Raw genomic sequence first — 23,842 nt, 5'->3', positions numbered from 1 at the left:
TTAGAAACATTTAAGTAGCCCCGCGACTTATTTTCCCCGGAGGGGTGTCCATGGACAAGAAAACCGCAGTGATACTGTCCCCGGTTGTGGCATTTATCTTCACGCTGGTGCCTTCCGCAGTCTTCGGCCCCCTGGCCGGACTGGTTGGAGGTGCCGTGGGGGTACTGGTGGCATTTGCGATCACGAGCAGTGTCACGAAGGAGAAGGAAATACCTCCCGATGTTATGAAATACAAGCGGGAGATAGAGGCACAGATCGACGCTATCGTCCGCATACTTGACAGGATTGCTGAAGGCGACCTCTCCGTCCAGGACACCGAACTTACGGGGCATCTCGAGGACATCCGCCACGCGATCGAGAAGATGCGCAGGAACCTCAGGGATATGGTGATCGAAATCCAGGACGCCACCGCCACGGTTCAGGAGAGGAGCCGTCTGATACGGGAGAACATTGACCAGATTAGCGAGGCCATCCAGCAGGTTGCCGAGGCCATCAACCAGGTCAGCATTGAAGCTCAGAGGGAGCAGGAGAACATCAACCACATGACAGAGACCATGCGCTACATCGACGAGATAGGCAAGGAAACGATAAGCACCATGGAGGACTTCGAGAGATCGATGAGCGAGGTCGTTGGACTCGCCAGGGAGGGTGGCCAGAAGGGCGAGGAGGCCGTCGGCCAGATAGAGGAGATAAGGAGCATGATGCTCATGATCGAGGAGACGGTCAAGGGCGTCGCCGAGATGGGTAAGAACATCGCCAACATCACCAACGTTATCACCGGCATTGCCGAGCAGACCAACCTTCTCGCCCTGAACGCCGCCATCGAAGCCGCCCGTGCTGGAGAAGCTGGAAAGGGCTTCGCCGTCGTCGCCGAGGAGATTAGAAACCTCGCGGAGGAGAGCAAGAACGCCGCCGATGACATACGCAACATAGTGAGCCAGATCATGGAGAAGATACAGGAGAGCGTGGAGGTCACAGGAAAGAGCGTGGAGACCGTTTCCAACTCAACGGAGGTTCTCAAGGAGAGCGTTTCGTACCTCACCCACATAGCCGAGCTTATGGCCGAGATGGAGGTCAAGGCCAACGAGCTCAAGAGCAAGGTGCTTGAGGAGGGCGAGAAGATAGATGAGGGGCTGAGGTTCCTTGAGAACCTCGCCGCGAGCGCCGAGGAGACCACCGCAGCGGCAGAGCAGGTCAGCGCCGCCGCGGAGGAGCAGACGTCCGCACTCGAGGAGGTCAGGGCCGCGATATCGGACTTCGACCGCGTTGTGGAGGAGCTTGTGGACGTTGCCAACAAGTTCAAGGTCTGATTTTTTATCTTCTACCTTTTGATTTCAGCCCTCATTTTTCTCTGATATCCATCATCTTGTTTTGTTGCTCAGGCGCGTTCTTGGCTTGCTGGGCGTCTAAAATATGTAGAACAGCCGGTGGTGAGTCATCCCATCCAACTACGCTCCTTGTACCTTCCCCTGCTCTCGATTTCCTCTATCTTCGCCCTGACCTCTTCGGCCTTCTCCCCACCCCTGACATCGGCGTAGCCTTCTAGAACGGCTTCAAAGCCCCTCTCGAACCATGTGTAGTGCGTGCTCTCCATGGCCCGCTTTAGGAGGTGTAGATCGACGCCCTGGGCCTCCAGGGTAGAGTCAAAGTCCGCTAAGCCAAAATCTATCAGGTAAACCTTTCCCTCCCGGAGTATCATGTTGGAGGTCGTTAGATCGCCGTGCACTATACCTGCCTCGTGGAGCCTTCCAATCTGCCTTCCAATCTCGCGGCAAAGCTTTAGGCGCTCCTCCATCGGGACCTCCTCAAGGTGCTCCTTCAGCCTCTCCCCGCCGATGAACTCCATCGCAATTACCATGTCCCTCAGATTGACCTCGTAAACGTGGGGACAGTTCACACCGAACTCTTTGGCCCGGTGAAGAACCCTCGCCTCTCTAACCGTTCTCTCCTTCCTCAGCTTCTCATCGATCTCCCTTATGCGGTAGCGCTTTGGAATCCTGTGCTTGGCGATTACCGTTTCGCCGGGAATGAGTTCCGCCCCGAAATACTCGCCGAATTCGGAGATGTATATCTTGGCCTCCGCGCCCTGCTTTATCATCCTCACCTCATCCACCCGCTCCCAGTTGTGCGCTGGGGTTTTAGGCCTTTCCCCCATTTCTAGGAGAAATTTTTGTCATTTTTCCAAAATTTATCGCGTTAATTGAAATTTTTGACCCAAAAACTTATATGCAGTGCTGACGAAGCGTTTCTGCAAAAAGCAATTTGATAGGAGGAATGTCAAATGGCACAGCTTAGCGGACAGCCGGTTGTTATTCTGCCTGAGGGAACCCAGAGGTACGTTGGTAGGGATGCTCAGAGGCTCAACATTCTCGCCGCGAGGATAATCGCGGAGACTGTTAGAACGACCCTCGGCCCGAAGGGCATGGACAAGATGCTCGTCGACAGCCTCGGTGACGTTGTTGTCACCAACGATGGAGCCACGATTCTCGACAGGATAGACCTTCAGCACCCGGCCGCCAAGATGATGGTTGAGGTTGCCAAGACCCAGGACAAGGAGGCCGGTGATGGAACCACTACCGCCGTTGTCATCGCTGGCGAGCTTCTCAGGAAGGCTGAGGAGCTCCTCGACCAGAACATCCACCCCAGCATCATCGTTAAGGGTTACACCATGGCCGCCGAGAAGGCCCAGGAGATACTCGAGGACATCGCCATAGAGGTCACCCCGGACGACGAAGAGACCCTCATGAGGATAGCCATGACCTCGATCACCGGCAAGAACGCCGAGAGCCACAAGGAGCTCTTCGCGAGGCTCGCAGTTGACGCCGTCAGGCAGGTCGCCGAGAAGAAGGACGGAAAGTTCGCCGTGGACATCGACAACATCAAGATCGAGAAGAAGGCCGGCGAGAGCGTCGAGGAGAGCGAGCTGATAAGGGGTGTCGTCATCGACAAGGAGCGCGTCCACCCGAGGATGCCGACCAGGATCGAGGGCGCCAAGATCGCGCTCATAAACGAGGCCCTCGAGGTCAAGAAGACTGAAACCGACGCCAAGATAAACATCACCAGCCCGGATCAGCTCTTCCAGTTCATCGAGCAGGAGGAGAAGATGCTCAAAGAGATGGTCGATCAGATAGCCGCCACCGGTGCGAACGTTCTCTTCGTCCAGAAGGGTATCGACGACCTCGCCCAGCACTACCTCGCCAAGTACGGCATCCTCGCCGTCAGGCGCGTCAAGAAGAGCGACATGGAGAAGCTCGCGAAAGCCACCGGTGCTAAGGTCGTTACCAACGTTAAGGACCTCACCGCCGAGGACCTCGGCCACGCCGACCTCGTTGAGGAGCGCAAGATTGCCGGCGAGAGCATGATCTTCGTCGAGGGCTGCAAGAACCCGAAGGCCGTCACCATACTCATCCGCGGCGGCACCGAGCACGTCATCGACGAGGTTGAGCGCGCCCTTGAGGACGCCATCAAGGTTGTCAAGGACGTCATGGAAGATGGCTACGTCCTTCCGGCCGGAGGTGCTGGCGAGATAGAGCTCAGCATCAAGCTCGACGAGTACGCCAAGCAGGTTGGCGGCAAGGAGGCGCTTGCCATCGAGAACTTCGCCGAGGCCCTCAGGATAATCCCGAAGACCCTCGCCGAGAACGCCGGTCTCGACACCGTCGAGATGCTCGTCAAGGTCATCAGCGAGCACAAGAACAGGGGCAGGGCCATAGGCATCGACATCTTTGAGGGAGAGCCGGCCGACATGCTCGCCAAGGGCATCATCGAGCCGCTCCGCGTCAAGAAGCAGGCCATCAAGAGCGCCAGCGAGGCTGCCATAATGATCCTCAGGATCGACGACGTCATCGCCGCCAAGATAAGCAAGCCCGAAGGCGGCCAGGGTGGAATGCCCGGCGGTATGGGCGGTATGGGCGGCATGGACATGGGCATGTGATGCCCTCTATTCTCTTTCCTTATACTCAATCTTGTACCAACAAGGTTTTATTTTGGAATCCATCTATCCTTATGGGAGTGAGAGTTCACCGGAGGTGAGAGAATGGGGCTTGGTCTGTGGTTCAGAACGGGTCTGCTGATGGCCGTGCTGACCGGGTTACTGATGGCCATCGGCTACGTCTTCGGAGGCCCCAACGTGGCTTTCCTGATGTTCCTGTTCTCGATGGCGTTCAACTTCATAACCTACTGGTACAGCGATAGAATCGTCCTGAGCTGGTACCGCGCGAGGATAGTTGATGAGAACGAAGCACCGGAGCTCTACGCGGTAGTCAGAAAGCTCGCCGAGAATGCCGGCTTGCCGATGCCGAGGGTTGCGATAATCCCAAGCGAGACGCCCAACGCCTTTGCAACCGGCAGAGACCCGAGGCATGCTGTCGTCGCTGTGACCACGGGTCTGCTCAGAATCCTTGACAGGGATGAGCTGGAGGGTGTTATAGGCCACGAGCTGACCCACATAAAGAACCGGGACATGCTCATCGGAACCTTTGCCGCTGCAATGGCCGGAGCGATAGTCCAGCTCGCCTACTGGGCCAGGTGGATAGCCATATTCGGCGGCTTCGGCAGGGATGAAGACGATGCCGGAAACGTTCTGACTGCGATACTCATAGCCGTCCTCGCCCCGATAGCGGCGATGCTCATACAGGCGGCCGTGAGCAGGTCGAGGGAATTCCTGGCCGATGAAGGCGGGGCGAAGATAAGCGGCAAGCCCTGGGCTTTAGCTAGCGCACTGATGAAGATAGAGCAGGCCGTCCGCTACAGGCCCATGAGGAACGGCAATCCTGCCACTGCGCACATGTTCATCGTCAACCCCTTCCGGGGCATGAGCATAGCCAACCTCTTCTCCACACACCCGCCGACCGAGGCGAGGATAGAGAGGCTCAGGAAGATCGCCGAGGAGATGGGCTACTCTCCCACCTTCTGATTTCTTGTAGTCTCTATTCATCTTTTATGGTTTGGTTGCTTTTTCTTGCTCCCTAAACAGCTCACGGTAGCGTCTGCAGTTCCCAAACAACTCCTCGTGCCTGCCCCTGCAGACAATCCGACCATTGTCAAGAACCCATATCTCCTTCATTTCTCTGACCGTTGAGAGCCTGTGAGAGATTATGATTAAAGTCATCTCGCTCTCCAGGAGCCTTTTCAGGATCCTTGCCTCCCTTTCTGAGTCCATACCCGAGGTGGCCTCGTCGAGGATTAGAATCCTCGGGTTTCGTGCCAGAGCCCTGGCGAGACCAATCCTCTGCCTCTGTCCCAGCGAGAGGTTCTTACCACCCTCTTCAATCACGTAGTCGAGGTCAAAATCGCTGAGCTCCACAGCCCCGAGCAATTCCCTGAGCCTCCAGTCAGGGATTTCCTTTCCAAGCGTCAGGTTCTCGCGCAGGGTTCCGGTGAAGAGGTATGGGTGAGAGGGAACGTATATAAGGGAGTCGCCGAGCAGGGCAGACGGGGGGCAGTTACCAACGCTCACCTCCCCGTCCTCCGGCTCGACGACTCCGGCGAGGATTAAGGCGAGCGTTGTTTTTCCAACGCCTGAGGGCCCGACTATCCCGAGCTTTCCGCCCTCGGGGATTTTCCCGTTGATTCCTTCGAGGACTCTCGAATCCCTGTAGGACAAGGAGACGTTCCTCAGCTTGACTTCGTGAGAGTCCGGGAGGCAGGCCGGCCTCTCCCGCTTTGGAATCTCCCGCTCGATGATATCCCATATTCTCTCTATAACCGGAACCGCGCGATGGTAGCTACTCCAGAAGAAGGCAAAGCGCTCAACCGGGTAGTAAACCCTGCCAAGGTACGAGAAAACGGCCACAGAAGATGAGAGTGTCGCCATATCATTTTTGACGAGGACGACGCCGGAGAGTAGGATAAGGAGCGGGAGAATCGTCGAAAGGTACGACTGCAGGCCGTAGTTGGCGCTGCTGTAGAATGCAACCCTCTTCGAGGCCTCAACCCACTCGTCTAGCTTCCTCGAAACCCTCTCCACCAGGTAACTGAAGGCATCCAGGGACTTTGCATCGAGCCTGCCGTCGAGGCCCCCCTTGAAGTACTCAACCGTCTCTGAGTACCTCTTTCTCTCCTCGGCCGAGGCGGTTTTGAGACCGTGGATAAAGGCCCTGAGCGAGAGACCATAGACGGGGAGGGTGAGAAGCGTAATGGTGCCGAGGTAGAAGTTCAGCCTGAAGACGACGATGATGGAAACGAGGAGCGAGAAGGCTTCGATGATGACCGCCGGAATCAGGGACATGCCCATCCTGCCAACTATCTCCGTGTCAGACTGGATGCGAGAGAGGGCATCGCCGGTGTCGAGGTCTTCAGCCAGGAGCGTTGAGATGAATAGCTTCCTCTTTAGCCAGGCAGCGGCTTTGGTCTCGGCAAAGTTGCTCACGAAGCCAGAGTAGAGGTAAACAATTGTGGAGGCCGTGTAAAGGAGGACGATTATCCCGATGTACTCAAGGATTTCCCGTGTGCCCAGTCTTTCAAGGTTTGCGAGAAGGTCCCTGAGGTAGAAGGGCACCATCGCCGAGAGAAGCGTTGAGATTGCCCCCAGGATTATGAGGAGGGCCATGTAATGCTTGTGTGCGAGTCCAATCTGGAGAACCCTGCGGACGTTATTATTCAATTAACATCCCACCTAAGTTTTTATGAAGGACTTCATATCCCACGTTGCGATGTGATTTTTGATAATCTCCAGCATATTACTGTTCAATAAGAATAAACTTAATGTTTTCGTAAAATTATTGTTGTAAACTAATGGTTTGATCATAATTTGTCATAAATGAAAGCAAAGAAAAAACAAGAGAAAATGTGGTGGTTAATTTGATGGCCAAGGCAAAGGTTAAAAATCGTGATGAGTATTGGCTCTACATAAGAAAGAAGCCAGTGAAAGGAAGACAACCAATCAAAGGACAGCCAAAGCCATCTCTCGATGCCAAAGATAGGGATAATAGAGGATCTAGTGCCCAGCGATCGCCACAGGAAGCTGCCCAGAACACACTGTTTTTTCAGTTACCACTGGATCCTAGCCGAGGAGATGGGAATCTACTTCTGAGGTTCTTTTCACCTCAATTTATGGTTCGTTTGAAGCGACCGAAAGGTTTCTAAAGGTACCCGCCGAGGTATAAAGCAGAAGGTGAAGTTAAGTGAAGTTAATGCTGTTCCTAAGGACAACTTTCATGATAGCCCTTCTCACGGGCCTTCTAATGGCCATGGGCTACCTTCTCGGCGGCGCCAGATGGATGACCTATATGTTCTGGTTCGCCGTTGGCATGAGCTTCCTCTCCTTCTGGTACAGCGACAAGCTCGTGGTTAAGATGATGAAGGCGAGAATAGTGAGCAGGGAAGAGGCCCCAGAGCTCTACGAGATAGTCGAGAAGCTCAGCAGGGAAGCGGGCCTCCCGATGCCGAGGATTGCCATAATAGACGACCCAACGCCGAACGCCTTCGCCACTGGCAGAAACGCAAAGCACGCCCTCGTCACCGTCACCACCGGAATAATGGAGCTTCTTGATAGAGATGAGCTCGAGGGCGTTCTCGGCCACGAGCTTACCCACGTGAAGAACCACGACATACTCGTTGGAACGATTGCTGGAGCGTTGGCAGGGGCGGTTGTCTACATAGCCTACATAACCAAGTACCTGGCCTTCTTCAAGGCCATCTTCGGCGACCTCAGCCTCGACCGCTTTATATACGCCCTCCTCATCGCCATAACCGCCCCGATAGCGGCCATAATAATCCGCTCGGCGATAAGCAGGCGGAGGGAATTTGCCGCTGATGAGGGCGGCGCTAGGCTCAGCGGCAAGCCCTGGGCCTTGGCAAGTGCCCTGCTCAAGCTCGACGAGGCGGTTAAAAAGCTCCAAGAGGAAGCTAAGGCCAAGAAGAAAAAGCCCCTCGGCAACCCAGGACTGGCTCACCTCTTCATAGTGAACCACTTCGAGGGCGATAAAGTTTCCAGGCTCTTCGCAACCCACCCGCCGACCGGGGAGAGGATAGCCCACCTCAGGGAGATAGCGAGGGACATGGGCGTCGAGTTCCCGTACTGATTTCCTTTTCCGCCCGCTCTGGCTTCTTTAATTCAGTAACTATGCAATTGTTTAATTCGATAATCCTGGTATCGACAGACATTTAAACGTTAGTGCATATCTCTGAGCGGTGATGGGCATGAAAGCTGTAAAGGCAACCCTTCTCTACGACGGCTTAGGCAACGTTTTGAAAGACGTCTATGTGGTCTTTGACGGGAATATCATGGACGTAACGAAGGAAAAGCCGAAGGAAGCGGAAATAATAGCCGAGGGCGTCGTAACGCCGGCCTTCATAGACGGCCACAGTCACATAGGAATGGAACGCTACGGAGAGCCTTATCAGGAAGGGGAAGCAAACGAACAGATGGACGCGGTTCTACCGCTCGTGGATGCTCTCTACTCCATCTACATGGACGACAAGGCCTTCAAGCACTCGATAGAGTTCGGCGTCCTGTACTCGTCCGTCCTCCCGGGGAGCGGGAACATCATCGGCGGAAAGGCGGTTTTCATAAGGAACTACGGCAGGGACATAGAGGATGCCTTCATCCAGTACGCGGGAGTTAAAGTGGCCTTCGGCTACAATCCGCGCTCGACGAAGGATTGGAAGGGGACCAGGCCGAGCACGAGGATGGGGGCGATAGGGATACTCCTCAACTGGCTCATAAAGACCAGGAACACTATAGCGCTCCTTGAGAAGGGCAAGAAGGACCCAGAGGAGGTCGAACCTACCGTTGAGGCGCTCATACCAGTCCTCAAGGGCGAAGTCCCACTCCGCGTCCACGTCCACAAGGAAGACGACATCGCGGCGCTCCTCATGATAAAGAGGAAGTTCGGGCTGAAGATTACCATCGAGCACGCCGGCGACGTCCACAGCAGGGAGACCTTCGAGAAGATAAAGCGTGAGGGCGTTCCGGTAATCTACGGCCCCTTCGACGCCCACCCCTACAAGGTCGAGCTGAAGCACGAGGACTGGAAGAACGCGAGGTATTTACTCGAGGTCAGGCCTCTCTTTGGACTGATGAGCGACCACCCGGTCACGCTCCAGGCGAACCTCTACCTCCAGCTCAGGCACTTCATAAGGCTCGGCATGAGCAAGGAAGAGGCGATAAAGATCATAACCTACAACAACGCGAAAATCCTCGGCGTTGACGACAGGCTCGGAAGCATAGAGAAGGACAAGTGGGCCTCGCTTGTCGTCTGGAACGGCGATCCGTTTAACCTTGAGAACTACCCGACGCACGTCTTCGCGGAGGGAGAGCTTATTCACGAGGCGGATTACTGACCTTCCAGCTTTTCATACTTTTCCACGAGCTTTATAACGATCTCGTATAGCTCGTCAATTCTATCGAGGCCCTCCTTCACAGTATCGAGGTTGAGCCTGTCGTACTTGTGAACAATGGCATTTCTAAGTCCGTTGTAGGCTCTCAAAAGTTCGGCTTCATCTTTGGGGATAACCTTCGCCTTCCTGAGCCGTTCGATGTTTGTGTAATCGTCTTCGACTGTCATTCCCAAGTCCTTAACGAGCATTGCAACGACATCCATTGCGATGTCCACGCAGAGCTGGAGAGAGTAAAGGAGGGCTCTCTGGGTAACTTCGTCCTTCATCTCATGGTTTTTTATGAACTCGTATTCCTCTTCAAACCGCTCAAGCTTCTCTAAGTACCTCCGCCTTCTCATGGGCACGCCTCCTGAGTCTTATCTTCTCCCTTACGCTCTCGAACTGGTTCTCCTTTATCCTGTGCTCCATGTCCCTCCACAGCTTTCGGAAGTGGTAGAAATACTCCGATAGCTCAAGCTCGTCGCCGTATATAACCTTGTGATTTTTGATTACCTCAATCTGAACGTAAAGTGGGAGCTCCTCAAAGACCTTAACATCGTATTTTCCCCCGAGCTTTTTGAGGACTTCCCGGTATACACCGGGCTTTGGCTTCACGAGGCAGACGTCAACGTCGCTTCTGCTTGTGGCTTCCCCCTTGACGTGGGAGCCGTAGAGAAGGATCCCCATGCAGGAGTCTTTGAACTTCCTGAAGTCCCCGCGGAGCTGTGCCATGAGGCTCATCGAACCACCAGAGGTAATGGGGAAAGAATAAGATAAGCCTTTCGTCAGCTCACCCTAAACTCAAAGCCCCTCGCGAAGGTGTAGGCCTCCCTAAGCTCCGGCCTCTCTTTCAGGAACCTGAGGATGTACTGGCCGCAGTTCGAGCCGATGAGGTTCTCCCTCGTGTCGCCGACGGAGATAATGACGTCGTAGCCGAGCCTCCTCAGGTCGTCCACGAACTTCTTGTGCTTCATCGGAAGGCCAGTTTCGAGGTCAACGTCGTTGGTTAGCCTGTTCTTCAGAGCGCTCACCGTCGGGTTGAGGGGCGTTATCTTGATGAGGAAGTACTCCTTCGGGAAGTACTCGGCTATAACGTTTGCATCGGCCTCATTCTCCCTCGCGAGGGCGAAGTTTAGCGTAATCTTCTTGCCGCCCTCGTCGTAGAAGGCTTTGCCGTACTCCGCGATTTTCTCGAAGTCCCACTTCCTGACCGGGATTATCTCGTCCCTCTGCTCCGGATTCGTGGAGTGTATCGAGAACTGGAGCTGGAAGTTGGTCGGGAACATCTCCTTCTTGAGTTCGAGGAGCCTCTCAAAGAACTTGTTGGTTCCTATCGGGGCTATCGTCGAGAGCGAGGGATGGAAGTTCTCGTAGCGCTCACCCAAAAGCCGCATTGCCTCTATGACGGCCATGTTGAAGCTCGGCTCGCCCATCCTCGCGAACTGCACCTTGAACTTCCTGGTTTTCGGCTTCCCGTTCCAGCGCCTCTGGATTGGATACTCTATCTGCTCCATCAGTTCATCAAGGCTCAGCCTTCCCTTGTAGAAGAAGCCGGCGTCGCACATCTTGCAGCCGACCGGACAGCCGTTGAGCGATGAGACGATGAGCACCCACTTCTCGGCCGGATTGTAGGTCGGAATCGATTCGACGAACTCGACGATGTTCCCCTTGAAGGTTCTCCCGATGTAAACCACCGCAACGTTGGGGTCGCCAACCTCACTCAGTATCTCCATACCTCTCCCTCCTCCATATCACCATCGCGGTTTTGATTCCGTCCGCTATCGCCAGGGCCGTCTGGCGGTAGATTCCGTTCTTAACGTCCCCAACGAGGAAAAGGTTATCGTCCTCGATGCCCTCAACCAGTTCGATGTTCGGCACCCTGCCGATGGCACCGAGCACCATCTCAACCTCAAAGTCGCCAGCGCTGGTTTTAGCTAAAAGCTTTCCCTTTCCGTTTGTGGGCTGTATTTCCCGAACCTGTCCCATCAGCGTCCTGATGTTTGAGCGTTTCTTCACGAGTTCCTGGAGGTGGGGCAGAGCCTTCGGCTCGCTCCTCATGAGGATTATCACTTCGTCGCTGGTCTCGCTCATTGTTAAGGCGTAGTCAAAGGCCACATCGCCGCCGCCAATGATGAGAACTCGCCCATAGTGCCGCCTCGGGACTTCAGCGACGTGGTAGATTATCCCCTCGAAGGGAAGCCTCCTCGGCCTCGTCCCCGTCGCAACGACCAGGTACTTGAAGCGGTAAGTTCCTTTATCCGTTTGGACTTCAAAGAACTGGCCGGTCTTTCTCACGGCTCTGACTTTCTCGTAGAGGATTTTCAGGTCGTACTTCCTCACGTACTCCTCGAGGATTTCAACAACTTTCTCACCCTTGATTCCGTCGGGGAAGAACATCGTGTTCTCGACGGAGTAGGCGTTCCTTATCAGTCCCCCGATTCTATCCTTCTCGAAGATTACGCTCTCTATCCCGTAGCGCGCCAGCTGGACGGCCGTCGCTATGCCTCCGATCCCGGCCCCGATTATCCCGACGAGAGCCATTCGAGCACCTCCTCCAGCGTTGGCGTAACCGCGAAGCCGTGGGAGAGGTTTCTAAGCGTTGCCTCGTGGAAAAACCTGTTCTGGGTCAGCGTCCCGTCAACCGGAAAGACGACGTTGAAGCCCCGCACGAAGGCCTCCCTGGCTGTTGTTTCACAGCAGAGGTGCGTCATGACGCCGGTGATGACTACCGTCTCGATGCCGAGCTTTCTGAGCTTTCCCTCAAGGTTAGTGCCGTGGAAGGCGTCGTAGGTTCTCTTCTCGATGACTGTTCCGGCAAAGGGCTTGAACTCTTCAAGAAGTTCGTTTAGCGGGTCGTTCTTCGGCATGTCTCCGCCCCACCAGCGGGTCATGATGTCGTCCTGGTGGGAGTGGCGGGTGAAGATTAGCGGAACGCCAAGCTTCTCCACCTCCCTGTAAAACTCCACCAGCCCCGGAACGAATCGAGGCGCGGAAGGCAGGAACGCCCTGCTCTCCGGCGTGAGAAAGTATCTCTGAAGGTCTATCGCCAGAACCGCCGACTTCCGGAACGGCCTGACCTTCTCCCACTTCCTCGGCCTGAAATACCGCTCCCTCATCTCGGCTATGAATCCCCGGGTGAAGTAGTCCTCCTTCATGGTTCTGGAAAGGAATGGGGGGCTTAAATGTCTATCCCCCTCGTCATTGCCCCGTCTATCACAACTGTTGAGCCGAGCATGTACTCCGCCTCTTCGCTCAGGAGAAAAGCCACCAGCGAACCGAGTTCGCTCCATCTTCCCGTCCTGTGGAGGGGCGTTCTTCCAAGCACTTCCCGCTCCCAGGTCTCCTCAAAGGGTTCTCCCCTCGCCTCGGCGACGGCTTTGAGGTTCTCCCGTGCACCGGGTGTATCGAAGCTTCCGAGCAGAACGCTGTAGGCCCTTATCCCGCGCTTTCCGTATGTTCTCGAAACGCTCCTGGCGAGCTGAACCAGACCCGCCCGCGTTACATCTGCCAGAGCCAGCGGCGGCATCGGCTCCTTTATCGAGACGGAGTTGAGGTAAATCAACGTGCCCTTCTTTTTTCTTTCAAGCCACGTCTGGACAAGGAGCGTCGTTAAATAACCCGGAGCGACCGTATGAAGAGCAGAGGCCTCAATCCAGTCTATATAACCAGCCTCGTGGAGGAGGCAGGGTTCACAGCGGACGTTGCCGGCGTTCCAGACGAGGGCGTCGATTCCACCGAGGAGCTCCCATCCCTCCTTGACGAGGTTCTCCAGATCGCGCTGGTCGAAGAGGTTGGTTCTAACGGAATAAACCTCGCCGTAGCCCGAAAGCTCTTCCAGGGCCTTCTTCAGATTCTCCTCACTCCTGGAGCTTATAACAACTCTCGCGTTCCTCTTCAACAGCTCCTTTGCAACGTTGAACCCTATGCCCCGCGATGATGCCGTGACGATGACGCCGATGCCGTTCAGGTCTATCTCCACCCTCATGATTGGAGCTACGCAGGGAGGGATAAAAACCTTCCCAAAACTTTATACGTCCACCCTCGAAGTGCCAACCATGACCGAGCCGAAGGATATAGTGCTTAAGGAGAGCCAGGAGGTCGAGGGCCTTCCAATCGAGGGGCCCTGGCCCGACGAGGTTTCGAGTCTTGAGGAGGTTCTCGATTATTACGAGCGCATAGGCTTTCAGGCGACGCACCTCGGAAGGGCGATAGAGATCTGGCAGAAGGTAGAGGAGAAGCGCGCCAGCGGCGAGGAGGTTAGAGTTTTCCTTGGCTACACCTCCAACATAATCTCCTCCGGGCTGAGGGAGATAATCGCGTGGCTCGTCAAAGAGGGCAAGGTGGACGTCATCGTAACCACCGCTGGCGGAATCGAGGAGGACTTCATAAAGGCCCTGAAGCCATTTATCCTCGGCGACTGGCAGGTTAATGACGCTTTAATGCGCGAGAAGGGAATCAATAGAATCGGCAACATCTTCGTGCCCAACGACCGCTACATCGAGTTCGAGAAGTACATGATTCCCTTCTTCGAGCGGGTCCTTGAGATGGAGCGAAAAACCGGAAAGCCCCTGACGGCGAGCGAGTTCATCCACGAGATGGGCCGCTACATGGACGAGAAGCTCGGCAAAGAGAAGGAGCGCTCGGTAATCTACTGGGCCTACAAGAGGAACGTCCCGATATTCTGTCCCGCCATAACCGACGGCTCGATAGGGGACATGCTCTACTTCTTCAAGGAGGAGCGCGGGGACAGGGAACTCATTATAGACATCGCCAACGATATAGTCAAGCTCAACAATCTAGCCGTTACGGCTAAAGAGACCGCCTCGATAATTCTCGGAGGCTCCCTGCCAAAGCACGCGATAATCAACGCCAACCTCTTCCGCGGAGGAACCGACTACGCGATTTACATCACGACGGCTATTCCATGGGACGGCTCGCTGAGCGGTGCACCGCCGAGCGAAGGTGTCAGCTGGGGCAAGATAAGGGCTAAGGCTGACTACGTTGAGATTTGGGCCGACGCGACGCTGGTCTTCCCCATGCTGGTGTGGAAGGTGATGAAGGGGTGAGACTCAGAAAGTTGAAGCTTAGAGCTCTGCGGGTTTATTTGATCCTGAGTTCCAGAAAGCGGAGGAAGAATCTCCCGATTGAGGACTACATGGGCGTGTTCGGGGAGGCATCGCCCGAGGAGCTCAACGGGTACGCCCTCGAGTTCTGGTTTCCCCAATAGTTTGCACCTCCACTGCAAACTCTTTTTAAATACCTTTGCAGTCCGAGTGCAAAATCTTTATAAATATCTTTGCACTATAACTGCACATGCTTGAAATGCAAAACCCATGGTGGTTTAACGAGCCGGACAGGGACTGGGAGCTCTTTGAAAAGCTCACCTACAGGATTAGGCCGAGGTGGCTCGACGAGCTTTCAACGGAGCCTTTCGCCCTCAACTTCGTCGTTGGACCAAGGCGGGTCGGGAAAACGCTCGGGATAAAGCTCCTTATCAGGGAGCTCCTCAAACGGGTCGATAGTCCCTATGCGGTCTTTTATTTCAGCTGCGACGTCCTCGAGGACTACAGGGAGCTTTTGGAGGTCCTCAACGACTACCTCAAACTGAAGAGGCGGAAAGGCATAAAAACTGCCTTCGTGTTCCTCGACGAGGTCAGCCTGGTTGATGACTGGTGGCGTGCTTTGAAATTCCTCATAGACAGGGGCGAGCTAAGGGGCGACGTCGTTACCGTAACGGGCTCGATTTCCCTGACGGTTGGACGGCACTTCGAGACCTTCGGGGGCAGGAGGGGAAAGGGAAAGACCGTCGAGGTAATGCCCCTGAGCTTCCGCGATTATTACCGGCTCTTCCACGACGAGTTCTTTCCCTCAAAGGGCGAGGAGGTTTTTGAGCGATACCTCGAAACCGGCGGCTACCTCGCATACCTCAACGGAACGCTGAAGGTCGAGGAGCTGGTGGGCTTCCTGAAGGCGGATTTGAAAGCTTTAGACCGCTCCACCGACCTCGCGAGGGACGTTGTGGGGGCTGTGCTTGATAAAGCCCCCTCTCCAACTTCCTTCAACGCAGTGGCGAAGGCCGTCGGCGTTTCCCCTCACACGGCGAGGGATTACATCGAGCTCTTCGAGGCGTTCCACGTTCTCCTGCAGGTTCTCTACCTCGGTGGCGACGGAAAGGTCTATCCGAGGAAGGAACGAAAACTGATTCTCCGCGACCAGCTCCTCGCGAGGGCGATGGAGCTGTGGACGAGGAGGGGGGTTGATAAGGCTGTTCTCTACGAATGGCTCGTCCAGGAGCACCTCTACCGGAAGTTCGGCGAGGTTTACTACTACCGGAACTCCTACGAGGTTGATGCGATAGCAGGAAACCTGAAGGTCGAGGTCAAGTCGGGGGAAAGGAAGGGACGCTATCTGAGGGACGTCAGGGTTCTGAAGGGCTCCGAGATTCCGGGGTTCCTCTACTCCCTTACTTAGCGAACTCCCTTATCCCCTCAACGTCCCTTTTCTGAATCAGTCTGAGGAGTTTAGCAGGACGAGATAGCCTTCAGCCCCTTTCCCTTCAGCGCCCCTCAAATAAAATTGGAACTCCCGCATCGGGGATGATAACTGCGATTATGATAATCGCAATTATCAATTTAAACCCTTTCGCTCACAAGCTCCAAAATCCTCTCCTCCCCGCCCGGCAGCACCAGCGGTCTCGACAGGTGCTTCCTCGCGTCTGGTGGCACTTCGTAGATTTTCCTCTCCAGCTCTCGCGGGACTTCGACCGGGATGATCTTCTTCGGCATTCTATAACCGCAGCGCTTGCACCTGAGGTAATCACCCTTGCTCTTCATCGTCCCTCCACAGCGCGGACACTTGGGCTTCTGATACTCGATTTTGGGGACGAGTTTGACCGGGTAGAACTTCTCAAGGTTGAGCGTTAAAACGCCCTCGTGCTCCTTAACTCCTCCCGCCGCGATAATCTCATCGCCCGGCAGGAGCTTCCTCACATAGTTACGGAACTTTTTGGTGGGTTCAAAGGCTGCCACTCTAATTTTCCCGGTCTCGTCCTCCAGCTCGAAGAAAACGTGCCTCCCGCGCTCCCAGTAGGGGCCGGCTACTTTACCTCTGACAACCGCACTGTCGTAGAGCCTCAGCTCGTTGATTTTCTTCGGCGTTAGGTGGTCGTCGGTGTTCTGGTTGGTCTTGTAGAGCTGGTAGAAAGCGACAGGTTCCTCAAACTCAACCCGCTCGAAGGTCCGGAGGACCTTCCCGGCATCGATCCCGCGGATTCCAACGAGGACAGGGTCCTTGCCGTGGGGCGTTATCAGAACTGTTCTCTTGTATGGGTCAACGTTGTCGTAGGTGAATGGATAACTCCACCCGTCAGCTAAAAAGACGCTCTCCCCATCGACTCTCCTCGGCGTCCCCCAGTTTTCAGGCTCCCTGTAGGCCAACAGCTCGTAAGTGAAGCGCTCGAGGGGGTAGCCGATTGAAGCGAGCGCGCCGATTATTCCGCGACCGAGCTTGAACTTGAAGACCTCGGCTCCAACTTGCCTTGCAACTTCCTCGGCTTCCTCTATGGTGACGTGCTCCCTCAACGCCCTGAGTGAGAACTCGGTCAGTTTTTCGGGGATTTCGCCTTCGAAGAAGACAACGCCGGGGTTGGTGTTCTCGTGGGTGAAATCTGCCAGCTGGTTCACGTAAAAGAGAACCGTGTTTTTGATTTCTGGAATAAACTCCTCATCGACCTCAAAGGTCATCGCGACCGCTCCGTTGCCCCTCGTTTTGTACGGGATGTTTGGGTTGAGCCTTATCAGCCTCGGCAGGTCGATGGGCTCCGCTATCCGGGACAGCTCGCGGTAGAGGAGCGCGCCGAGGTAGGTGGTGCACATGCCGTTGGGCGAGTCGGTGTCATCGATGCCGATGTGAAGGAGCATGGTTGAAGAAATGGGAATGGGTTTAAAAATCAACCGCCGAAGAGCCAGAGCACCGCGTCCGGAAAGCGCCTCGACCAGTAGTACTCGTTGTGCCCTGCACCTTTATCCTCGATGACGAGGAGGTTTTCGTCCTCAATGTAGCCCTTCTCCCTCAATACCTCCACCATCCTCCTGTTGGTCTCCACCATTTCGCTCGGGTCGCTTCCCTCAAGGGTCCCCCAGTCGATGTAGATCTTTTCCGGGCCTTCCGGGGCGTTCCTCACGAAGTCATAGATCTCCGGGTTGAACCAGAAGGCTGAACTCATAGCCCCAACGTAGCGGAAGGTCTCCGGGTAGGCGAAGCCGGCGTAGATCGAGATGAGCCCCCCGAGGGAGGAGCCCATTATCCCTGTCTCGTTCGGGAGGGTTCTGTAATGGGAGTCGATGTACGGCTTGAGAGTTTCGACGATGAAGCGGACGTAGGCGTCTCCCTCCCCGCCCCCTTCGTAGGCCTCGTTCCTCCACGGCGAGTACTCGTCTATCCTCCTCTCACCGCCGTTGTCTATGCCGACCACTATGACGGAGAAGTTTCTCTCCCGAAAGAGTTTCTCCAGGGTCTCGTCCACATTCCATTCGCCGGCGAAGGAGGTCGCCTGGTCAAAGAGGTTCTGGCCGTCGTGCATGTAGAGGACGGGGTATCTTCTGTCGCTTTTCCCGTAGTCGGGCGGCAGATAGACCCATATCCTCCTCGTCCTGTTGAGCTGGGGCATGAACATCTTGAAAGTCGTCACGTTCCCGACTATCGTGTGCGTGCCGACCCCTACCTCCTCCACGTAATCGCGCCAGTGATAAACCGTGAACTCGTAGATTCCGTTTTCCTTGAACGTGAAGTGTCTGTTCGAAATCTCTTCACCGTTTCTGCCCTTCTCAACGGTCTCCCACGAGCCGCGGGTGAACTTGAACTCGATCCCGGTTCCTTCCCTGAACTCCAGCGTTATCTCCCACCTCCCGTCGTCGCGCTTTCTGAGCCTGTAGTTTTCATCACCCGGATTCCAGCCGTTGAAGTCACCTGCGATATAAATCGAGTCGTTTTCCGGAGTGTAGTTAGGAACCGAGACGATGAACGTGACCGTGACCACATTGGGGGTTCCCGTAGCGGTGGAGGTCGTTTCATTGTCCCCTTCGAGTACTTCGGTGCTCGCTGTTCCCGTCGTTGAAATGGAGCTAGTTGGCATCGGGGTGCTCTGGGGAGAATCGGTCGTCTCACTGGCCTGGAGGGTGGTGCTTTCGTTGGACTGTCCTGAGGTCGTCTGCGTGGCTCCGCCGCCGTTGAGACATCCAGCGGAGAGGACGAGCATTCCCGCGAGCAGCACAATGATAGGTATGGTTGGGATGTTTTTTACCATACGAATCACCCCAGGTGAGAAATGGAGCGTACCAGTTTACCGTCCGTCTGGTTTTTTCGTCTCCCTGAACCTCTCGTACATCAGCACATCAACGAAGCCCTCCCCCGGGACGTACTGGTGCTTCCTCCAGCGGCCCGCGAGGGTGAAGCCGTTCTTCTCAAGAACCCTTATCGATGCAATGTTTGTCTCGAAGACGTGGGCATAGACCTTCCGCAGGTTGAGCCACTCAAAGGCGTAGTCAAGGGCGAGCTCTACAGCCTCGCTGGCATAGCCGTGGCCCCAGTGCCTTCTGGCCAGGAAGTAGCCAAGCTCGGCGCGCCCGTTGTGGTGGTCTATTCTGTGCAGCCCCACAAGTCCAACGAGGGAGCGCGAGGAGTTCTCTATGATTGCGAATACCTTCTCGTGCTTCTTTTCCCGCCTCAGAGCCTCGTACCACTCCAGCTCATCCTCGTAGAAGAATATCTCCTCCGGGAAGGAGAGGTACTTCCTGACGTCGCGGTCGTTGTACCAGAGCCAGACCTGCCGCAGGTCGTCCTTCAGAAGCATGCCTATCGACACGAGGCTTCCCCTGAGTATGATCGGCCTCATAGCGACACCTTAACTTTATATAAGCCGTTTGCGTATTTAAGGGTGATGGACAGGGAAAGGCTCATACGGACGGTTGAGGCGATACTCAGGGGCACGGGGTATAAAACGGCGCGTATGGAGTTTAAGGGCTCGTGCTTTGACATAGTGGCGAGCAGGTTATTCCTCCTGCTCTTCATAAAGGTGGCCACCAACATAGATGCCGTCACCGGGGAGCAGGCGGAGGATTTAAAGAGACTGGCCCGCTTCTTCAAGGCTTCGCCCCTGATCGTCGGCCTAAAGACGAAAAACGCCGAGCTTGAGGAGGGCGTCGTTTACGAGAGGTTTGGGATCTACGCCCTACGGCCCGAGACCCTCTACGACGTCCTCGTCGAGAACGAGATGCCGGCCATATTTGCCGAGCGCGGCGGCTTTTACGTGAGGATAAACGGCGGCCTCTTGAGGAAACTGAGGGAGAAGTACGGATACTCAATAAACGAGCTGGCGCAGCTCCTCGGCGTCTCCAGAAAGAGCCTCACCAACTACGAACGCGGTGAGCAGGCGGTCTCACTCGAGGTCGCCATACGACTTGAGGAGCTCTTCGACGAGCCCCTGGCGGAGCCCATCGACGTTCTCCACTCGACCGTTGAGGCCAACCTCGACGTTACCCCCGAGACACCGCTTGAGAGGGAGATATTCGACCGCCTCAAGGAACTGGGCCTCGGCGTTGTCAAGGTCAAGAAGGCCCCATTCAACGCTGTGTCGAGGGAGGAGGAGTTCAGGATCCTGACGGGCATAGACGAGCGCAAGACCCGCTCCACAGTCAAGCGCGCCGAGATGGTGGCGGAGGTTGGCAGGATAATAAACAGCGACGGTGTCTTCATACTCGAGAAGACCAGGACCGAGGTCGTTGGGGAGGTCCCCCTTATCCCGAAGGACAGCCTCGACGAGGTGAGGGACGCCGACGAGCTCATAGACCTCATAGAGGAGCTGAAGAAGGAGATAAAGAAGGGGCTCTTCGGCTGATCGCGTTCCGGCTGTTCCCCTTCAGCTGAACAGCACCTTTCTCCAGGTCTCCCGCAGTTTGGGTACGTACTCCCCCGGTGACGCTATGAGGACGGCCCAGCGCGGCGTCTGACGCCTCTTCAGGGCGTTGGCCAGGGGCGTAACCCGGGTCAGCGGCTGTATCCCTCCGTCGTCCAGGAGAACGTTTATCTCCGTTGCCTTAAGCCTCGGCTCGCTGAGCATGAGGTCCGCTATGCTGAACTCCAGGATCACCTCCCCTTCCCTCGCACCAACCTCATCTGCGAGTGCCCTCTCTATCTCCTGCCTCCTTTTGACGTTCCTGTACGCCGTCAGCAGCTCCCTCTTCTCCTCGGTGCTCAGTTCGTCGGCGTTTGCCAGAACTGCGGCCTTGTAAAGCTCCCTGTACTTCACGCGCCGCACCATCTCCGCGGGGAAGCCCTCGAGATCCTCCAGCTCCACAAGAACGCGGCAGTCGGTCATCTTCCAGAAGTCCCAGAGGTGGCCCTCCTCCAGGGCGAACTCCAGGGCCCGGGTGAGCATTCCCTCCGCTATCTTCACGGTGTGGTGGAAGTAAACGCGGGAGTACATGAGGGATCTTGCTACCATCATGCCCTCAACTGCCTCGATGCCCTTCTCATCGACAACGAGCTCGCCGTCGTGAATCCGGAGGACCTTCATGAGCCTCTCCAGGTCGATTATGCCGTGGGCGACGCCGGTGTAGTGCGCGTCCCTGACCAGGTAGTCGAGCTGATCAACGTCCACATCGCCGTGCAGCATCTGGCCGAGGTAGCGCTTTTCGTGTTTGCCGAGGATGAGGTTCGCCACGTCCGCCGGTTCGAAGTCATAGCCGTAATCCTCAATTATCTCTGGAATCCTGCCGCCGTTCTCGCTCTCGGTTATGTTGATCTTGCCGAGAACTATATCCTGTCCGAGCCGCATATGGTCGTGCTCTTTAACGTAGTGCTTGTATATGCTCTCGAACGTGTGGCTGAAGGGCCCGTGCCCGATGTCGTGAAGGAGAGCCCCGACCTGGAGGAGCATACTTTCATCCTCGCTCAGTCCAACTTCCGCGGCGAGTCTTCGGGCTATGCTCCACGCGCCGAGGGAGTGTTCAAAGCGAGAGTGGTTGGCACCAGGGTAAACGAGGTACGCGAGGCCGAGCTGTCTTATATTCCTGAGACGCTGGAACTCGGGGGTTTTGACGAGGTCAAGAATGAGCCCTGTGAGCTTCATGCTGCCGTGGATACCGTCGTGAATAATTTTCCCATTCATCGCTATCACCGCTGAAAATTTGAGAACAGGCTTAAATAAATTTTCGGCATTGTGACAATGGCACGGTGAAATAGCGGAAAGGGAATGTCCGGGGTTTTTCGGGGTTATGGCCTTTCATCCCGCGTGCCTGGTCCTTTCCCACCCCCCGGGGCAAGTTTTCCACGGGAAAAATGCGATCTCGGCTGGGTTGTTATAGGGAAGGTTTTTATACATCGGCGCCTATTATTATGCCATGGACTGTATGAGCTTGCTGGAGGGAGTTTACGCTGGCCCTTTGAACATTCCTGAGCTCACTACTGGACATACCCTGTACTGGAAAAAACTACATGGTATGGCGACCCAAAATCTTAAAGAAATCTCCGACAGGAGTTCAATCGAAGTCTCTGAAGGCCTTCTGAACCCGGGGGCAGCCCTGGGTCGTGTCCAGATACTGCAGAAATAGGGTTCGTTTTTACCGGAGATCGGGCATCGAACAGAAACGCACACGGCTCATCGAGTGGACGATACCGCATTTCCTCACCAGGAATAGTGGCGATGGCTGCAGAATGTGTCCTAGGAATAAGGACATCTTCAAACTGTCGTGACCCGTCGCGATCCGCCGCCGGGTTTGAGAAGGGGAGGCGTGGCCAGGGTGTCTCCTTTGAACTCCTTCAAATGGGACTGCTTGAACGTTACATATGGTATGGGGTGAACCAATGGACGGTACCCAAACGGTCCTCGTGGTTGAGGCGTCCATAGTTATGCTGGCGGATTTAACCGCCGCAACGGTGATATTTAAAAAGTACCTCTCAACCCGCAGGAAGTCGGTACTTGCCTTTTCCCTGGCGTGGATATTCGATTTTATCTTTGTCCTTGCCAGTGCCTTCCAGGATGTGGGCTGGCTTGAGGTTGTTGGATTGATCTCACTGCCCCTATTTGCGGGATTGATGTTCTACGGCTCGGTTCTGTTTATGGGGGAGGAAAGCCTTGGAATACGCCACGGCAACTTGGGAAAAATGGGACTCATGCCGGTTATGTTCATGTTTTATATGTACGCCACATATTACTACACGAACAACGCTCTGTGGACCGCCACTGTGGCCGCCTCTTTTGGTATAAGCGGAGTTTTCGTCGTTGGGGCGGGGACTCTGCTGTGGGACGTGAGGGAGATTTATCATAGTGCCGTGAAGTACCTTTCAATGGGCATTATCTTCTTTGGACTTCACCTGATTCCCGCCTCAATTTTGGGTATCCATACTTGGTACATGCCTGTGGGGTTCACACTCTCAACGGTCCTCATAGTTGAGATGGCATGGGCCATGCTTCGTCTAGTGCACATGGACACTTTTGAGAACATTTCAAAAAGCGTTCCATCGGAGATAGACATGAGCCCTGGAGTGATGGTGATAGATCAGAAGAGCTACATTCAGCTCAAATCCGTCCTTGCGAACTCCCCGGTCCTTGCATTTATACGCAATGTCTCCGACATTCCGGAGACGTGGACATACTACTTCGTGACAACGGTTCCCTTTGAAAGGGCTGCCAAAACGCTTAACCCAACTGATCTGGCCAAGATGGTGGAAATCTCCTACCGCTATATGGAGAAAGTCTCCGCCTCCGGCGGCAGGGGCGTTGTTGTTATTGACTGCCCGGAATACCTCGCGGTTTACAACTCCTGGGAGAGCCTTATGAAATTTCTCTCGAAACTGCGGGACATTGTTGTCATCAACAATGGTACCCTGATACTGGTTGTTGAGAAGACCAGCTTCGACCCCCAAAGGTACTCCCAGCTTGTACGGCTTATGGAGTGAGGCAGCTTTATATACCCTCTTTTTCAACGTGTTAATGCCCCCGCGCGAGGACTCTGGGGACGAATGAACCAGAGTGCGATGCGGGGGCCACAGCCCGGTCTTACAGCGAGGTCCCCGCGGGAGGGCCTTCCGCGTTACGGAGCGCGATGACCGCGGGAAACCCAGACCGGGCACAGACGGCCCGCCTGGGTTAGCCCGCCTGAGCCCGCCGTCTGGCATCGATGAGGGCGGGAGTTACGGGCGGGCCATAGGAATTCTACGATTTTTGCAAACTATTAATCATAGTATGCAAAATCCGAATAGAAAAAGTTTATTTATGATGGACGCTAAAGTTGACCGGGGGAGGGCATGAGGATATCCGGAAGAAAAAAATGGGAACTGCTCCTTCGCCACTATCCCCCCTGGCAGGGATACTCACCCAAGAAGAGAAGAGAGAGGAAAACAACGGAAGTTATCGAGGTATTTGAGATGCTCGCAGACCCCCGCAGACTTGAGGATATTCCTGAAGACGTCCGAGCCATTCTGAAGTTCGTCCATCTTGAGTCTTTTCTCCAGGAGGCATAGC

24 protein-coding genes are annotated in these 23,842 nt (G+C 55.3%); 12 read left to right on the top strand and 12 right to left on the bottom strand.

What is annotated here, in order from left to right; genetic code table 11:
- The first annotated feature begins 50 nt into the window (after positions 1–50).
- Entirely contained in the window at positions 51–1,310 is a 1,260-nt protein-coding gene (locus tag FH039_RS07995) for a methyl-accepting chemotaxis protein (protein ID WP_139680891.1), read from the top strand.
- Positions 1,311–1,435: 125 nt separating this feature from the next.
- Here FH039_RS07995 and FH039_RS07990 read toward each other — a convergent pair whose 3' ends face one another.
- Positions 1,436–2,104, bottom strand: coding sequence for a Kae1-associated kinase Bud32 (locus FH039_RS07990; RefSeq protein ID WP_139681751.1), 669 nt, complete (start codon positions 2,102–2,104; stop codon positions 1,436–1,438).
- Between the two features lie 177 nt (positions 2,105–2,281).
- On the opposite strand from FH039_RS07990, the gene thsB reads away from it, so the two are divergent.
- Together thsB and FH039_RS07980 are read left to right on the top strand one after the other, a co-directional pair.
- The gene (thsB, locus tag FH039_RS07985) at positions 2,282–3,934 is read left to right on the top strand and encodes a thermosome subunit beta (protein ID WP_139680890.1); all 1,653 of its coding nucleotides are present in this window, start codon (positions 2,282–2,284) and stop codon (positions 3,932–3,934) included.
- Between the two features lie 102 nt (positions 3,935–4,036).
- Positions 4,037–4,915: a zinc metalloprotease HtpX gene (locus FH039_RS07980; protein WP_139680889.1), complete on the top strand. Its 879-nt coding sequence runs from the start codon at positions 4,037–4,039 to the stop codon at positions 4,913–4,915.
- A 24-nt stretch (positions 4,916–4,939) separates the two neighbouring features.
- On the opposite strand, the gene FH039_RS07975 is transcribed toward FH039_RS07980, so the two are convergent.
- Positions 4,940–6,604 carry an ABC transporter ATP-binding protein gene (locus FH039_RS07975; protein ID WP_139680888.1) on the bottom strand — a complete coding sequence of 555 codons (1,665 nt, stop codon included), beginning with the start codon at positions 6,602–6,604 and terminating at the stop codon, positions 4,940–4,942.
- Positions 6,605–7,124: 520 nt separating this feature from the next.
- On the opposite strand from FH039_RS07975, the gene FH039_RS07970 reads away from it, so the two are divergent.
- Positions 7,125–8,024: a M48 family metalloprotease gene (locus tag FH039_RS07970; RefSeq protein WP_139680887.1), complete on the top strand. Its 900-nt coding sequence runs from the start codon at positions 7,125–7,127 to the stop codon at positions 8,022–8,024.
- Positions 8,025–8,142: 118 nt separating this feature from the next.
- Positions 8,143–9,285: an amidohydrolase gene (locus FH039_RS07965; protein ID WP_139681750.1), complete on the top strand. Its 1,143-nt coding sequence runs from the start codon at positions 8,143–8,145 to the stop codon at positions 9,283–9,285.
- Here FH039_RS07965 and hepT read toward each other — a convergent pair.
- From hepT to FH039_RS07935, 6 genes are read right to left on the bottom strand one after another with little or no spacing between them, the layout of a single operon-like run.
- Positions 9,279–9,680, bottom strand: coding sequence for a type VII toxin-antitoxin system HepT family RNase toxin (gene hepT, locus FH039_RS07960; RefSeq protein ID WP_139680886.1), 402 nt, complete (start codon positions 9,678–9,680; stop codon positions 9,279–9,281). The two genes, FH039_RS07965 and hepT, sit on opposite strands and share 7 nt — an antisense overlap.
- Positions 9,649–10,062: a nucleotidyltransferase domain-containing protein gene (locus tag FH039_RS07955; RefSeq protein ID WP_139680885.1), complete on the bottom strand. Its 414-nt coding sequence runs from the start codon at positions 10,060–10,062 to the stop codon at positions 9,649–9,651. Before FH039_RS07955 ends, hepT begins: the two co-directional genes overlap by 32 nt.
- A gap of 44 nt (positions 10,063–10,106) precedes the next feature.
- Positions 10,107–11,054 carry a radical SAM protein gene (locus tag FH039_RS07950; RefSeq protein ID WP_139680884.1) on the bottom strand — a complete coding sequence of 316 codons (948 nt, stop codon included), beginning with the start codon at positions 11,052–11,054 and terminating at the stop codon, positions 10,107–10,109.
- Entirely contained in the window at positions 11,038–11,862 is an 825-nt protein-coding gene (locus tag FH039_RS07945; protein ID WP_139680883.1) for an NAD(P)/FAD-dependent oxidoreductase, read from the bottom strand. The genes FH039_RS07950 and FH039_RS07945 overlap by 17 nt, the downstream gene beginning before the upstream one ends.
- Positions 11,844–12,476 (bottom strand): isochorismatase family protein, encoded by a 633-nt coding sequence (locus FH039_RS07940; RefSeq protein ID WP_139680882.1) that lies wholly within the window; start codon positions 12,474–12,476, stop codon positions 11,844–11,846. Before FH039_RS07940 ends, FH039_RS07945 begins: the two co-directional genes overlap by 19 nt.
- A gap of 23 nt (positions 12,477–12,499) precedes the next feature.
- Positions 12,500–13,306, bottom strand: a complete 807-nt coding sequence (locus FH039_RS07935) for an SDR family oxidoreductase (protein ID WP_206206149.1) — start codon at positions 13,304–13,306, stop codon at positions 12,500–12,502.
- Between the two features lie 70 nt (positions 13,307–13,376).
- On the opposite strand from FH039_RS07935, the gene FH039_RS07930 reads away from it, so the two are divergent.
- From FH039_RS07930 to FH039_RS07925, 3 genes are all read left to right on the top strand, one after another.
- Entirely contained in the window at positions 13,377–14,387 is a 1,011-nt protein-coding gene (locus FH039_RS07930; protein ID WP_139680881.1) for a deoxyhypusine synthase, read from the top strand.
- The gene (locus tag FH039_RS12165; protein ID WP_168188388.1) at positions 14,384–14,548 is read left to right on the top strand and encodes a hypothetical protein; all 165 of its coding nucleotides are present in this window, start codon (positions 14,384–14,386) and stop codon (positions 14,546–14,548) included. Before FH039_RS07930 ends, FH039_RS12165 begins: the two co-directional genes overlap by 4 nt.
- A gap of 86 nt (positions 14,549–14,634) precedes the next feature.
- Complete coding sequence (locus FH039_RS07925) at positions 14,635–15,792, top strand: ATP-binding protein (protein WP_139680880.1); 1,158 nt, start codon at positions 14,635–14,637, stop codon at positions 15,790–15,792.
- Between the two features lie 161 nt (positions 15,793–15,953).
- Here FH039_RS07925 and tiaS read toward each other — a convergent pair whose 3' ends face one another.
- Genes tiaS through FH039_RS07910 form a run of 3 tightly spaced genes read right to left on the bottom strand, consistent with a single transcriptional unit; the run spans position 15,954 to position 19,213 of the window.
- The gene (gene tiaS, locus FH039_RS07920; protein WP_139680879.1) at positions 15,954–17,240 is read right to left on the bottom strand and encodes a tRNA(Ile2) 2-agmatinylcytidine synthetase TiaS; all 1,287 of its coding nucleotides are present in this window, start codon (positions 17,238–17,240) and stop codon (positions 15,954–15,956) included.
- A 29-nt stretch (positions 17,241–17,269) separates the two neighbouring features.
- On the bottom strand, positions 17,270–18,625 hold the full coding sequence (locus FH039_RS12160; protein ID WP_139680878.1) for an alpha/beta hydrolase-fold protein: 1,356 nt from the start codon (positions 18,623–18,625) through the stop codon (positions 17,270–17,272).
- Positions 18,626–18,661: 36 nt separating this feature from the next.
- Positions 18,662–19,213 carry a GNAT family N-acetyltransferase gene (locus FH039_RS07910; protein ID WP_139680877.1) on the bottom strand — a complete coding sequence of 184 codons (552 nt, stop codon included), beginning with the start codon at positions 19,211–19,213 and terminating at the stop codon, positions 18,662–18,664.
- A gap of 45 nt (positions 19,214–19,258) precedes the next feature.
- Between FH039_RS07910 and FH039_RS07905 the strand changes: the two genes are divergently transcribed.
- Positions 19,259–20,215 (top strand): transcriptional regulator, encoded by a 957-nt coding sequence (locus tag FH039_RS07905; protein WP_139680876.1) that lies wholly within the window; start codon positions 19,259–19,261, stop codon positions 20,213–20,215.
- Positions 20,216–20,236: 21 nt separating this feature from the next.
- Here FH039_RS07905 and FH039_RS07900 read toward each other — a convergent pair whose 3' ends face one another.
- Positions 20,237–21,487 (bottom strand): HD domain-containing protein, encoded by a 1,251-nt coding sequence (locus FH039_RS07900; protein ID WP_139681748.1) that lies wholly within the window; start codon positions 21,485–21,487, stop codon positions 20,237–20,239.
- Positions 21,488–21,719: 232 nt separating this feature from the next.
- Between FH039_RS07900 and FH039_RS07895 the strand changes: the two genes are divergently transcribed.
- From FH039_RS07895 to FH039_RS07885, 3 genes are all read left to right on the top strand, one after another.
- The gene (locus FH039_RS07895) at positions 21,720–21,929 is read left to right on the top strand and encodes a hypothetical protein (protein ID WP_139680875.1); all 210 of its coding nucleotides are present in this window, start codon (positions 21,720–21,722) and stop codon (positions 21,927–21,929) included.
- A 253-nt stretch (positions 21,930–22,182) separates the two neighbouring features.
- Entirely contained in the window at positions 22,183–23,277 is a 1,095-nt protein-coding gene (locus tag FH039_RS07890) for a DUF835 domain-containing protein (protein ID WP_139680874.1), read from the top strand.
- Between the two features lie 348 nt (positions 23,278–23,625).
- Entirely contained in the window at positions 23,626–23,841 is a 216-nt protein-coding gene (locus FH039_RS07885) for a hypothetical protein (RefSeq protein ID WP_139680873.1), read from the top strand.
- The last annotated feature ends 1 nt before the right edge of the window (position 23,842 follow it).

This window comes from Thermococcus indicus (assembly GCF_006274605.1).
Classification (GTDB): Archaea; Methanobacteriota_B; Thermococci; order Thermococcales; family Thermococcaceae; genus Thermococcus; species Thermococcus indicus.
This window is presented reverse-complemented; position numbering and strand designations above follow the sequence as displayed.